Here is a 12,621-nt window from a genome sequence, read left to right as displayed (position 1 = left end):
TCGATCGATGAAGACCACCCTGACCCTGATGGCCGCCAGCGTCTTGCTGGCGGCCTGCAGCAGCTCCACCCCACACCCGGATAGCGGCCTGCAAGCGCCAACGGCCTGGCACACCCCCAACAACCGCGAAGGCCAGCAACAGGACCCACGCTGGTGGGCCCGCTTCGGCAGCCCGGAACTGGACCGCCTGATCGCCGAAGCGCGAACCGGCAGCCATGACCTGGCAGCGGCGATGGCCCGGGTTCGCCAGGCCCAGGCCAGCGCCATCGTGGCCGGCGCCCCGCTCCTGCCCTCGGTCGAAGGCAGTTTCAATGCCAGCCGGCAAAAGCGCATGGGCGGCAAAGGCAGCAATCAGCAGGACGGCAGCAACAGCGACAGGACCGCGAATGCGTTCGATGCTGGACTCAGCGCCACCTACGAAGTCGACTTCTGGGGGGGCAGGCGCGCTGCACGCGATAGCGCCCTGCTCGGCGCCCAGGCCAGCGAATTCGACCGCGCCACCGTGGAGCTGACCCTGCTCAGCGGCGTGGCCAACAACTACGCCCAGCTACTGGCGCTACGGGAACAGGGCCGGATCGCCGAACTCAACCTGGCCAACGCCCAGCGCGTCCTGCGCCTGGTACAGACGCGCTACGACTCAGGCTCGGCCACGGCCCTTGAACTGGCGCAGCAAAAGAGCCTGGTGGCGAACCAGCAACGCCAGGTACCGCTGGTGCGGCAGCAGGCCGAAGAAGCCCTGATCACCCTCGCCACCTTGCTCGGCCGGCCAGTGCAGAGCCTGGCCCTGAACGAACGACCTTTCGCCGAGCTGACCTGGCCGGACATCGATGCCGGAGTCCCCAGCGAGCTGCTGGCCCGCCGCCCGGATATCGCCAGCGCCGAAGTCCGGCTCGCGGCAGCCCAGGCCGATGTCCGCGTGGCCCGGGCCGCCATGCTGCCCACCGTGACCCTGACGGCCAAGCTGGGCTCGAACGCCGACAAGTTCGACGACGTCCTGCGCAACCCCTTCTACAACCTGGCTTCCGGCCTGGTGGCACCGATCTTCAATGCCGGGCGCCTGAGCGCTGAGCGCGACCGGGCCACGGCGCGCCAGGAGGAACTGCTGGAGACCTATCGCGGGGCGATCATCAACGGCTTCGCCGATGTGGAAAAAGCCCTCAACAGCATTCGTGGCCTGGACCAGCAACGGCAATGGCAGAGCGAGGAGCTGGAACAGGCGCAACGGGCGTTCGATATCGCCCAGAGTCGCTACCAGGCCGGAGCCGAGGACCTGCTGTCGGTCCTGGACACCCAGCGCACCCTCTACGCCGCACAGGACCAGAATGTGCAACTGCGCCTGTCGCGACTGCAATCGAGCGTCGCGCTGTACAAGGCACTGGGAGGCGGCTGGCAGGTATCCACGGCACCGACGCGCTAGGCCTGCGGCAAGTCCCTGGACGGCTGGCCAAGCCTTGCGCATGGCCAGCCACGAGGACAGCCCGTCGGTTGTTCGCCTGGAACCGTGTCGCGCCAGGCTCCTGCGCCCCACTGGCCGTCCGGCATGAGCACTTTGCAGATCGCAACCTGGCACAAGCCGTTGCGCAGCGGGTCCAGCCGGCCCCGCGCTCGTGCTGAACGATATCCACCAGGCCGTGACCTTCGCGAAACCCAACCCGCAGGCGATCGCATCGCTGAACACCCACCTGCACCGCCACGCAATCGCCAAGCTCCTGGCTGACGCTTGAATACCCGGAACCGAGGCTGCTCGCGCCGCTAGAACAGCCGTTCCTTGACCTTCAAGTGTCGTGCATACCAGGGGCGGCGCGGCACCTTGCGGAACAGGTCGGCCAACTGCTTCTCATCATCGATAAAAGTGATGCGCAGGGCCAGCTTCATGGTTTCCGGGTCCATTTCCACACTCTTGCCCACCTGCAATCCCGGCGTGGTACTGCAACCATGGGTCACCGGCCCCAGCCATGGATCGCCTACCTCGACCCAACGCCCAGGCGCGAACCAGGGCACGCCGTTGACCTCCATGCGCTCGACCTCTCCGGGATGGAAGCGCTCGTGGGCACGGAACCAGTCCTCCAGGCGATCGTCGATCCAGCCATGGAAACGCCAGAACACCGGACTGACATGGGATGAGAAAGGGTCTCCCAGGAAGTCGTTTTCCGGCTGGTACCAGCGCGGGGAGAAGTCCGCCGGATCGCGGGCCATGGGCACCGGTACGCCACTGGAAGGATCACGCGGCACCGACGCCCAGCGCATGTGCAACCAATCGTGCAGCCCCAGCTCGATCTCCGAGCCGAACTGGCCGAGGGTCAGCTTCGCCAGGTAGCGCGGGTCGCGATATTGCGACTCCCAGACCAGGAAGTTGCCCTGGTAGGTCTCGGTGGCCTTGATATCGCTGACCCACTGGCTGTACTCGTCATCGTCCTGGGCCAGCCAGCAGGGTGGCAGGGAACCACCATCATGATTGTCGAAGTAACGGGCGAAGCCCAGGCGATCGCGCAGCAACTCCGGCTGCGGCAGGGGAAAGTGCTGCCAGGACGGCAAGTCCTGCATGGAGCGCGCGGTACCGAGCATGTGTCGGTGCATGAAGAAGAAATCGATACCCGAACCATTGCGATCCTTCTTCGGGCCACGGGCATCACGCTCCTTGTCCCTGGGACCTGGTTGCCAGCCGATGCCGCGCAGGGCCTCGCGTTTTTCCTCGGACAATCGGTGCCACTTGTCCCGGGTGGCATGCCATAGCTGGTGGAACAGCCGATGCTCGGGGGATATCAGCCAGGTCATCAGGGTCGAGTTGAGTGCGATACGTTGCCGGGCTTCGGGAAACAGGTGCTTGGTGGCCACGAAGCGATTGTCCTGGGCAGCCAGCATCAGCGGCCGGTCCAATCGCTCGACCCGTCCACTGAGGGTGCCGCTGCCGGCGTTGCCGAAGCCAGCCCAGACCTCATCCAGGGTCATGCTGAACTCGTAGCTGGCAGCGCCATCCGGCGCATCGGAGCGAACCAGGCGCCAGTACATTTGCCCGGGTTGCGGACTGACCAGGTCGCCCACCACTTGGTAGCGCGGCTCGCCCGGGCCCCGCAGGCCCTCGGCGGTATCCAGGTAGCCGCGCAGCCCACGCCCGCGCTGGGCGACGTCGATGAACAGCTCCAGCCCCTGGGATGGCAGGCCTTCCAGGCCAGCGTCAGCGCCCTCGAAGCGAATGCTCCAGATACCTCGCAGTTGGTCCGCCAGGCGCTGCCCGGCGGTATCCGCCAGCTCCACCGACGCTTCGCCGGGGGTGATCGGAAACTCTTCTTCACGCGTCAACTCACGATGCACGTAAAGCGCCGCCGGCACCGCGGCGCCAGTCAGCGCCAAGCCAGCCATGAACCCTCGTCGAGAAATCGTCATTGCCCTACCTGTGTCAGCCATGAAGCAGGCTTTATCCAAGCAAGGACGTTTGTTGCCGGGGGAAATTTACCGCTCGCGCCACCGCGCTAAATTTCCCCCGCCGCCGCTCGTTCCCCCCCCAGATAGCAAAGGCTACTGTGCCTGCACCCTGACGGCGAACCCGACTGAGATGGCAATGACTAAACCACGTTCGAAGAAGGCTCTCTACATTGGCCTGCCACTGGCCCTGGCGATTGGCGCCGGCGCCGGTTTCCTGGCCTGGGACTATTGGTTCAGGGACAATCCCGGCTATCCGGCCAAGGTGATGAAACAGGCAGAGGAGCTGCAAGAACGGATTATTTCCTTCGACAGCCACGTGACCGTACCACTGGATTTCGGCAGTACCGGCAACGAGGCGGACAAGGATGGCTCCGGCCAGTTCGACCTGGCCAAGGCCGGGCGCGGGCGACTCTCGGGCGCCGCCCTGACGATCTTCGGCTGGCCGGAAATCTGGAACGGCCCGAACGCACCGCATCGCCCCACCGACGGTTTCGTCGACGCCGCGCGCAACGAGCAGGAGGCCCGCTACAAGATCCTCACCGGCATGGTCCGCGACTTCCCCAACCAGGTCGCCATCGCCTATACCCCGGATGATTTCCGCCGGCTGCACGGCGAAGGCAAGTTCGCGGTATTCCTCAGCATGCTCAACGCCTACCCCCTGGGCAGCGACCTCGACCGGCTGGACCAGTGGACCGCTCGCGGCATGCGCATGTTCGGCTTCAGCTACGTGGGCAACAACGCCTGGTCGGACTCCTCCCGGCCGCTGCCGTTCTTCAACGACACCCCGGACGCCCTCGGCGGCCTGTCCGACCTCGGCAAGCAGGCGGTGCACCGGCTCAACGACCTGGGGGTGATCATCGATGTCTCGCAAATGTCGACCAAGGCCCTGGAGCAGGTCAGCCAGCTGAGCCGTGCGCCCTTCGTCGCCTCCCACTCCGCTCCCCGGGCCCTGGTGGACATCCCGCGCAACCTCAGCGACAGGGAAATGCAACTGATCAAGGACAGCGGCGGCGTGGTGCAGATCGTCGGTTTCGGCGCCTACATCCGCCCCCTGAGCCAGCCCACCCGGGACAAGCTCAATGCCCTGCGCGCGCGCTTCGACCTGCAGCCACTGACCGGCCTGGAGATGGCCCTGATGCCCGGCGATCCGATCATCACCGTCTGGCCCCCGCAACGCTTTGGCGAATATGCCAGCGCCCTGTACGGCATCCTCGAGGAAGAACCCAAGGCCACCCTCAAGGACTTCGGCGATGCCATCGACTACGCCGTGAAGAAGATCGGCATCGATCACGTCGGCATCAGCTCGGACTTCAACGACGGCGGCGGCCTGGACGGCTGGAAGGACGTCAGCGAGGGCCGCAACATCACCGCCGAACTGCTACAACGCGGGTACAGCGAGGCCGATATCGCCAAGCTCTGGGGCGGCAATTTCCTGCGGGTCTGGGACCAGGTGCAAAAGTCCGCCAAGCCCGTCGCCACCCGTTAAGCCCTTATCCGCCTAGAAGTGAATTGTCTTCATGACCGACCGTCGTAGTTTTCTCAAGCAGGCCGGGATCCTCGCCGTGGGCCTGCCCATGGCGGCAGGCGCCGCCGCCCAGCCTGCCCTGTCGAGCGCAACCAGAGCCGCTTCCTCGCAGCCCATCGCCTCCTGGCCCGAGCTGCGCCAGCTGTTCACCCAGGACCCGGACTACATCCACTTCTCCAACTTCCTGGTAACCACCCATCCCAGGCCGGTACAAGAGGCCATCGAGCGCTACCGCGCGCAGATCGACCGCAACCCGGGCCTGGCCATGGACTGGGACCTGCAGGAAACCTGGAAGCGCGAAGCCCAGGTACGCCTGTGGGCCGGCCGCTATCTGCAAGCCAAGCCCGAACAGATCGCCCTCACCGGCAGCACCAGCGAAGGCCTGGCAATGATCTACGGTGGCCTGCACGTCCGCCCGGACCAGGAAATCCTGACCACGGTGCATGAGCACTACGCCACCGAATTCAGCCTGGACTTCCGGATGCGCAAGCAAGGCACCCAGGTCCGCAAGATCAAGCTGTTCGAGAACGCCAGCCAGGTTTCCAGCGCCGAAGTGCTGGACGCCATCAAGCGCGCCATTCGCCCCAATACCCGAGTACTGGGCATGACCTGGGTGCAGTCGGGCAGCGGCGTGAAACTGCCGATCGGCGCCATCGGCCAGCTGGTGGACGAACTCAACCGCGACCGCGACGAGAAGGACCGGATCATCTACGTGGTCGACGGCGTGCACGGTTTCGGCGTGGACAACCTGGACTTCCCACAGATGCACTGCGACTACTTCATCGCCGGCACCCACAAGTGGATGTTCGGCCCTCGCGGCACCGGAATCATCTGCGCCCGCTCGGAAAAACTCCAGGACCTGACCCCGACCATCCCGACCTTCTCCGAGGACCGTAACTTCGCCACCTCGATGACCCCGGGCGGCTACCACGCCTTCGAGCATCGCTGGGCCGTGGACGAAGCCTTCAAACTGCACTTGCAACTGGGCAAGGCCAAGGTCGAGACGCGCATCCACCAGCTCAACAGCGAGCTCAAGCAGCGCCTGCTGGCCCATTCCGCGATCGAGCTGGTCACCCCGCTGGACCCGAGCCTGTCGGCAGGCTTCACCTTCTTCCGGGTCAAGGGCCAGGACTGCGACCAGGTGGCGGCCTACCTGATGCACAACCGGGTCGTGGTCGACGCCGTGGACCGCGATGTCGGCCCGGTGGTGCGCACGGCTCCCGGCCTGCTCAACAACGAAGGTGAAATCGACCGTTTCATGAACCTGCTGGCCAAGCGGCTCTGAGCCGCTGCGCCTCCTCCCACCCTGATCGAGAACATTCATGAATCCAGACCAGAGTTCCTCCCGTACGCCGCTCAAGGCACTCGCTACCCTGGCGCTGGGCGCGCTGCTGGCCGGCTTCCTGCCGGGCAGCGCCCAAGCCGCCGAACCGCAACCGGGCAAAGTCTTCAAGGACTGCAAGGACTGCCCGGAAATGGTGGTGCTGCCAGCCGGTAAATTCGTCATGGGCACCCCGGACGACGAGGTCGGGCGCGAACCCGATGAAGGCCCGATGCACGAAGTGACCTTCGCCAAGCCCTTTGCCATGAGCCGCTTCCAGATCACCGCCGCGGAATGGGACAGCTACATCCGCCAGACCGGGGTCAAGATCCCCGATGGCGACACCCGCCCCGGGCGTGAATGCATCGCCAGCAAGCCGCGCTACCCCCAAGGGCCGCGCCAACCAGCGGTGTGCATGAACTTTGCCGAGGTACAGGCCTACGTGGCCTGGCTGTCGAAGAAGACCGGCCACCAATACCAGATGGTCAGCGAAGCCCAGCGCGAATATGCGGCGCGCGCCGGCTCCACCGGCCCCTTCCCCTTCCCGTTCGACGAAGGCAAGCCATACAGCATCGCCAAGCATGCCAATACCTACGGCCCGGCGGACGGCTACAGCTACACCTCGCCAGCGGGCAGCTACCCGCCCAACGCCTTCGGCATGTACGACATGCACGGCAATGTCTATGAATGGATCGCCGATTGCGAACACCCCAACTACGTCGGCGCCCCCACCGACGGCAGTGCCTGGGTCGAGCCGGGCTGTGAATCGCTGCAGCTGCGCGGTAACGATTGGGGCGAAGCCCCGGTGTTCTCCCGTTCGGGCAACCGCAACAATATCTATCCGCAAACCCGCGGCGACTGGATCGGTTTTCGCGTAGTGCGCGTCCTCTAACCCCTCCCCTGCCGGCTACACCGCAACCGGTGTAGCCGCCACCGCAGGCTACGAAGCCCACCACAAAGGTCGTCAACCCTGGCGGCACCAATAGCCTGGCCCCACACCCTCTGCCTACGACTGCTGTGCAGCCGGTCGCAGCCTGCGGCAGCGACTACAGGGCAAGCCTGCCATGCCGCGCCGCAAGCCAGCTCAGGACTGCTTGGCCAACAGCGCCAAGCCTTCGTGCAAGGCCGGGAACAGGCTGTTGTTGAAGTTGTTCCAGCGCAGCTCGAGGATGGTGTCCTCGGGGGAAATCTCGGTATTGAGCACGTCGTGGAAGACCTCGCCGGAGTCGATACCGTTATCCACGTAGTGGAAGGAAGCCCCGGTCAGGTACAGCGGCTCGGTCGGCACGGTCTCCCGGGTCGCCCAATCCACCACCTTCTCGCCCCGGGCGCCATACAAGGCATTCCAGGTGGCGTAGGCACCGCGGCGCTCATAGGGCGACTCGATCCGGGTGATGCCCGGATGGATGTTCATGATCCGCCGGGCGAACGGCGCCCCCGGGCGCACCAGCTCGTCGAGGATCACCAGCAAGCCATCCAGCACCACGATATCGGCCTTGAGCTCCACCAGGGTGTCGTACAGGCGACGCTCGAAGTCCTGCTTGCCGGCGATGTGCTCTACGCTGCCGCGCGGATGGCGGCGATAGGTGGACGGCACGCTCAGCAGCAGGTCGTTGACCAAGCGCCCCTGCACGGCGAGGTCCGCCGGATACAGCCACTGGCGCCCCGGCTGGTAGGCGAAGCCGTAGTCGCTCACCAGCTTCTGGTCCCGCGGCGACTGCTCGTCATCGTCGTAGACCACGCCCACCAGGTTGTAGGCCTCGCCCAGGGGCGTCTGGTTCAACGCCTCCACCAGGGACTCCAGGACCGATTTCATGTAGCGCTCGTGGTCCTTGTAGGCCACCCACTGCCCCGCCTTGTCGGCCGCGGCGTTTCGCAAGGACCAGACATACACCAGATTCTTCTTCGTCATTCGTTCGCTCTCGCTCAATGGAACAGGCACTGCGTCGATACGCGTGCGCCCACAGAACAAGAACGAACCAGGCTCCGGGCAATTTATCCGGGACGCTGCCGCCCGGTGGTGGCCGGCAACGCTAAATAGTCGCCGCGACGCTTCGTTTGTTCAGGGGTAAGGGTCCGTGTGCCCCGACCCTCTATCCACTCTCTGGGAAGTACTTATGACCGACCCCAAGCGCGGCGCCTTCAAAGGCCTGCTCGCATTGCTCAGGCCCTTTCGCAGCATAGTGCTGGTTTCCGTGGCCCTGGGCATGGCCGGTGGCCTGGCCATCACCCTGCTGCTGGCCACCATCAACAACGCCCTGCACTCGGACGGCGGCATGACCCAGGGCGTGGTCCTGACCTTCGCCGCACTCTGTGCATTGGCCCTGGTCAGCTCGATCGTCTCGGACGTCGGCACCAACTACGTGGGCCAGCGGATCATCGCCGCCCTGCGCAAGGACCTGGGCGAGAAGGTGCTCTCGGCGCCCATCACCCAGATCGAGCGCTACCGCTCCCACCGGCTGATCCCGGTGCTGACCCACGACGTCGACACCATCAGTGACTTTTCCTTCGCCTTCACCCCCCTGGCCATTGCCGCCACGGTCACTCTGGGTTGCCTGGGCTACCTGGCGTACCTGTCGGTACCGATGTTCCTGATGATGGTGGTGGCCATCATCATCGGCACCAGCGTGCAACTGGTGGCCGGCGGCAAGGGCATCAAGGGCTTCGACGAAGCCCGCGACCACGAGGACGAACTGCAGCGCTACTACAACGCGATCGCTTCGGGCGCCAAGGAATTGCGCATCCACCGGCCGCGGCGTTTTCGCATGAACACCCACCGGATCCAGGAGACCGCGGACCGCATCAGCGATATCCAGGTGCGCTCGGTGAACATCTACATCCTGGCCAAGAGCTTCGGCTCGATGCTGTTCTTCGTGGTCATCGGCCTGGCCCTGGCCATGCAGGCCTACTACCCGAACCCGGACCCTACGGTAATCACCGGCTTCGTGCTGGTGCTGCTGTACATGAAGGGTCCGCTCGAACATGTGGTCGGCTACCTGCCCATCGTCGGCAAGGCGAAGATTGCCTTCGCCCGCATCAGCGAGTTGTCCGAGCGCTTCTCCTCCCCCGAGCCGCACCTGCTGATGGATGCCAGCGAAGCGCCCCAGCCAGTGGTGCACAGCCTGGAGCTGCGCGGGGTGAGCTACAGCCCTCCACCGGTAGAGGGCAGCGAACCGTTCCACCTGGGGCCGATCAACCTGAGCATCAAGCAGGGCGACATCGTCTTCATCGTCGGTGAGAACGGCTGCGGCAAGACCACCCTGATCAAGCTGCTGCTGGGCCTGTACCAGCCCCAGTCCGGGGAGATCCGCCTCAACGGCGAAACCGTGACCGACCAGGCCCGGGACGACTACCGGCAACTGTTCACCACGGTTTTTGCCGACTACTACCTGTTCGACGACCTGGTCCAGGGCAATGCCGGCAAAGCACTGGACGTCGCCACCCAGTACCTGGATCGCCTGGAGATCGCCCACAAGGTCAGCGTCAAGGATGGCGCGTTCACCACCACTGACCTGTCCACCGGCCAGCGCAAGCGCCTGGCCCTGGTCAACGCCTGGTTGGAAGAACGGCCGGTGCTGGTGTTCGACGAATGGGCCGCCGACCAGGACCCGGCCTTCCGGCGGATTTTCTATACCGAGCTGCTGCCCGACCTCAAGCGCCTGGGCAAGACCATCATCGTGATCAGCCACGACGACCGTTATTTCGACATCGCCGACCAATTGGTGCGCCTGCGCGCCGGCAAGGTCGTACATGAAATGGAACCGGCCTGAGTTTTTTTTCCGGTTTGTTCAAGGAGGAACGTCTTACCACTGGTAATGAGAATTAACCGCAATAAATGCCTAAAACTGCCCACTACACAGAAGAGAAATCATCCATGTCAGCACTACTCGGTCTCAGTTCCCTGAGTAAAGCGCGATCCATGCGACGAGCCTTGAACGTCAACCTCCTGCCCAGCGCCCTGGCCCTGGCAGTGTCGATGCCAATCGCCGGTTACGTTCAGGCCCAGGAAATCGAGATCGATGTTCCAGCGCAATCTCTGGGCAGTGCCCTGCAGGAATTCGGGCGGCAGACCAATTTGCAGGTGCTGTACAACCCGACGGATGTGCAGGGCAAGAGCAGCAAGGCGGTGAAGGGCAAATTGGAGCCAAGCCAAGCGATTGCGACACTGCTATCCGGTACGGGGACCCGCTTCCAGCTGCAGGGCAACTCCATCACGATCAACGCCAGCAACACCGCGGCAGGGCTTGAACTGGGTACCACTCAAGTCACTGCCAATCAGTTGGGGACGGTCACCGAAGGCACCGGTTCCTACACTCCGGGTACCATCGCCACCGCCACACGGCTGGTACTCACTCCACGGGAAACGCCGCAATCGATTTCCGTGATCACCCGTCAGGTCATGGATGATTTCGGGCTCAACGCCATCGACGACGTGATGCGCCATACCCCGGGCATCACGGTATCGTCCTATGACAGCGAACGGACCAATTACTATTCCCGCGGTTTCTCCATCGTCAACTTCCAGTACGACGGTATTCCCACCATGCGCAACGCAGCCTATTCAGCCGGTCAGACCTTGACCGACATGGCCATATATGATCGCGTGGAAGTCCTCAAGGGCGCTACCGGCCTGCTCACCGGCGCCGGTGGACCTGGCGGCACCATCAACCTGATCCGCAAGAAGCCCACCTCCGAATTCAAGAGCAGCATCGAACTGGGTGCCGGCTCCTGGGACAACTACCGCACACAGCTCGATGTCAGCGGCCCATTGACCGATACCGGCAACGTGCGTGGCCGGGCAGTGGCGGCCTATCAGGACAAGAAGTCGTTCCTGGACCATTACTCCCGCAAGACCAGCGTCTACTACGGCATTCTTGAGTTCGACCTGACGCCCGACACTTTGCTGACGGTGGGGGCCGACTATCAGGACAACGATCCAAAGGGCTCCAGCTGGACCGGCAGCCGCACCGTGTATGACGCGGACGGCAACTATCTGAACCTGCCACGCTCCTTCAACAACGGACCGAGATGGAGCGGGTGGGAACAGTACACCCGCACCGTATTCGCGACCCTGGAACACAGCTTCGCCAATGGCTGGACCGCCAAGGGCCAGTACAACCACCAGATCAACGGCTACAACGCGCCTCTGGGCTACATCTCCCAGGACACCGCCACTACCAGTTCCATCTGGGCCCAGAAATATACCGGCAAAACCACCAGCGACAGCTTCGATGCTTATGTTTCAGGGCCTTTCGACCTGTTCGGTCGTGAGCATCAGTTGGTTCTCGGCCAATCGCTGTCGATCGCCAAATGGAAAGCTAAGGATTACTCCAACCCGACGTATTTCGATAACTCCTACGACTTCTCCAAATGGGACGGCAAGGCCATTGAACCGCGATGGAACGAGCCCACCACCATCAATGACCAAACCACCCGCCAAAACGGTACCTACATGACCGGACGCTTCAGCCTGATGGACGATCTGTCGCTGATGCTGGGTGCGCGGGTCGCCAACTACCAGGTCACCGGCACCGCCGACGCCAAGGACAGTGGCAAGGTCCTGCCCTATGCCGGCCTGGTGTATGACCTCAACGACAACTTCTCCGCCTACGCCAGCTACACCGAGATCTTCCAGCCGCAAACCGATTACCGCGATCGCAACCGCAAGATGCTCGAGCCCAACGAGGGCAAGAACTATGAGCTGGGAATCAAGGGTGAATTCTTCGATGGCCGCCTGAACAGTAGCCTTGCCTATTTCGAGGTGCATGAAGAAAATCGGCCGATCGAAGACGCCGTCTACAACTCTCAACCTGGCACACAGCAATCCTGGATTGGGACCAAGACCAAGACCAAGGGTTACGAAGCGGAGATTTCCGGTGAACTTCGCCCGGGTTGGCAACTGCAGGCGGGTTATACCCACAAGATCAGCCGCGATGACAAGGGGAAGAAGATCTCCACATGGGAACCGGAAGACCAACTCAGCTTCTATACCAGCTACAAACTCACCGGCAGCCTCGACAAGCTCACCCTTGGCGGCGGTGCCCGCTGGCAGGGTGAAGCCTGGCAAACGCTGTACAATCGCCCCAAACAGCGCAACGAAAAGTTCTCCCAGGATCCGTTCTGGCTGGTGGACCTGATGGCGCGCTACCAGATCACCGACAACCTGTCGGCCACCCTGAACGTCAACAACCTGTTCGACAAGTCGTACTACACCAACGTCGGCTTCTATAACTCGGCCTACTACGGCGACCCGCGCAATGTGATGGTAACTACCCGCTGGGATTTCTAAGCTCGTCCTTTACCAGCCCCTGGATCAGTCGCTGACCAGGGGCTTTTTCATGCCTGTCTGATG

At 63.5% G+C, this 12,621-nt stretch carries 8 protein-coding genes; 6 read left to right on the top strand and 2 right to left on the bottom strand.

Features of this window, described 5'->3' with window-relative positions; genetic code table 11:
* Nucleotides 1-7 precede the first annotated feature (7 nt).
* Nucleotides 8-1,417, top strand: a complete 1,410-nt coding sequence (locus H7A76_RS13075) for an efflux transporter outer membrane subunit (RefSeq protein WP_185698881.1) — start codon at nucleotides 8-10, stop codon at nucleotides 1,415-1,417.
* 335 nt (nucleotides 1,418-1,752) lie between these two features.
* Here the strand turns inward: H7A76_RS13075 and H7A76_RS13070 are convergent, their stop codons facing one another.
* Nucleotides 1,753-3,384 carry a twin-arginine translocation signal domain-containing protein gene (locus H7A76_RS13070; protein WP_185698880.1) on the bottom strand — a complete coding sequence of 544 codons (1,632 nt, stop codon included), beginning with the start codon at nucleotides 3,382-3,384 and terminating at the stop codon, nucleotides 1,753-1,755.
* Nucleotides 3,385-3,559: 175 nt separating this feature from the next.
* On the opposite strand from H7A76_RS13070, the gene pvdM reads away from it, so the two are divergent.
* The 3 genes from pvdM to H7A76_RS13055 are packed head-to-tail and all read left to right on the top strand — an operon-like array spanning nucleotide 3,560 to nucleotide 7,161.
* Entirely contained in the window at nucleotides 3,560-4,909 is a 1,350-nt protein-coding gene (pvdM, locus tag H7A76_RS13065; protein ID WP_185698879.1) for a pyoverdine-tailoring dipeptidase-like protein PvdM, read from the top strand.
* A gap of 31 nt (nucleotides 4,910-4,940) precedes the next feature.
* Nucleotides 4,941-6,233 (top strand): aminotransferase class V-fold PLP-dependent enzyme, encoded by a 1,293-nt coding sequence (locus tag H7A76_RS13060; RefSeq protein ID WP_185698878.1) that lies wholly within the window; start codon nucleotides 4,941-4,943, stop codon nucleotides 6,231-6,233.
* Between the two features lie 37 nt (nucleotides 6,234-6,270).
* On the top strand, nucleotides 6,271-7,161 hold the full coding sequence (locus tag H7A76_RS13055) for a formylglycine-generating enzyme family protein (RefSeq protein WP_185698877.1): 891 nt from the start codon (nucleotides 6,271-6,273) through the stop codon (nucleotides 7,159-7,161).
* Between the two features lie 192 nt (nucleotides 7,162-7,353).
* Here H7A76_RS13055 and H7A76_RS13050 read toward each other — a convergent pair whose 3' ends face one another.
* On the bottom strand, nucleotides 7,354-8,181 hold the full coding sequence (locus H7A76_RS13050; protein WP_185698876.1) for a N(5)-hydroxyornithine transformylase PvdF: 828 nt from the start codon (nucleotides 8,179-8,181) through the stop codon (nucleotides 7,354-7,356).
* A 205-nt stretch (nucleotides 8,182-8,386) separates the two neighbouring features.
* Here H7A76_RS13050 and H7A76_RS13045 point away from each other — a divergent pair, with 205 nt between their 5' ends.
* Both H7A76_RS13045 and H7A76_RS13040 read left to right on the top strand, forming a co-directional pair.
* Entirely contained in the window at nucleotides 8,387-10,039 is a 1,653-nt protein-coding gene (locus H7A76_RS13045; protein WP_185698875.1) for a cyclic peptide export ABC transporter, read from the top strand.
* A gap of 149 nt (nucleotides 10,040-10,188) precedes the next feature.
* Nucleotides 10,189-12,558, top strand: coding sequence for a TonB-dependent siderophore receptor (locus H7A76_RS13040; protein ID WP_185698874.1), 2,370 nt, complete (start codon nucleotides 10,189-10,191; stop codon nucleotides 12,556-12,558).
* The last annotated feature ends 63 nt before the right edge of the window (nucleotides 12,559-12,621 follow it).

This window comes from Pseudomonas sp. MSSRFD41 (assembly GCF_014230245.1).
Taxonomy (GTDB): Bacteria; Pseudomonadota; Gammaproteobacteria; order Pseudomonadales; family Pseudomonadaceae; genus Aquipseudomonas; species Aquipseudomonas piscis.
The sequence above is the reverse complement of the archived record's forward strand: the minus strand, read 5'-3'. Positions and strand labels throughout refer to the sequence as shown.

What these genes read in the sequence shown, in the direction of transcription:
- H7A76_RS13045 (WP_185698875.1), top strand. Translation starts at nt 8,387, where the DNA reads ATGACCGACCCCAAGCGCGGCGCCTTCAAAGGCCTGCTCGCATTGCTC.
- H7A76_RS13055 (WP_185698877.1), top strand. Translation starts at nt 6,271, where the DNA reads ATGAATCCAGACCAGAGTTCCTCCCGTACGCCGCTCAAGGCACTCGCT.
- H7A76_RS13075 (WP_185698881.1), top strand. Translation starts at nt 8, where the DNA reads ATGAAGACCACCCTGACCCTGATGGCCGCCAGCGTCTTGCTGGCGGCC.
- H7A76_RS13040 (WP_185698874.1), top strand. Translation starts at nt 10,189, where the DNA reads ATGCGACGAGCCTTGAACGTCAACCTCCTGCCCAGCGCCCTGGCCCTG.
- H7A76_RS13050 (WP_185698876.1), bottom strand. Translation starts at nt 8,181, where the DNA reads ATGACGAAGAAGAATCTGGTGTATGTCTGGTCCTTGCGAAACGCCGCG.
- H7A76_RS13060 (WP_185698878.1), top strand. Translation starts at nt 4,941, where the DNA reads ATGACCGACCGTCGTAGTTTTCTCAAGCAGGCCGGGATCCTCGCCGTG.
- pvdM (WP_185698879.1), top strand. Translation starts at nt 3,560, where the DNA reads ATGACTAAACCACGTTCGAAGAAGGCTCTCTACATTGGCCTGCCACTG.
- H7A76_RS13070 (WP_185698880.1), bottom strand. Translation starts at nt 3,384, where the DNA reads ATGACGATTTCTCGACGAGGGTTCATGGCTGGCTTGGCGCTGACTGGC.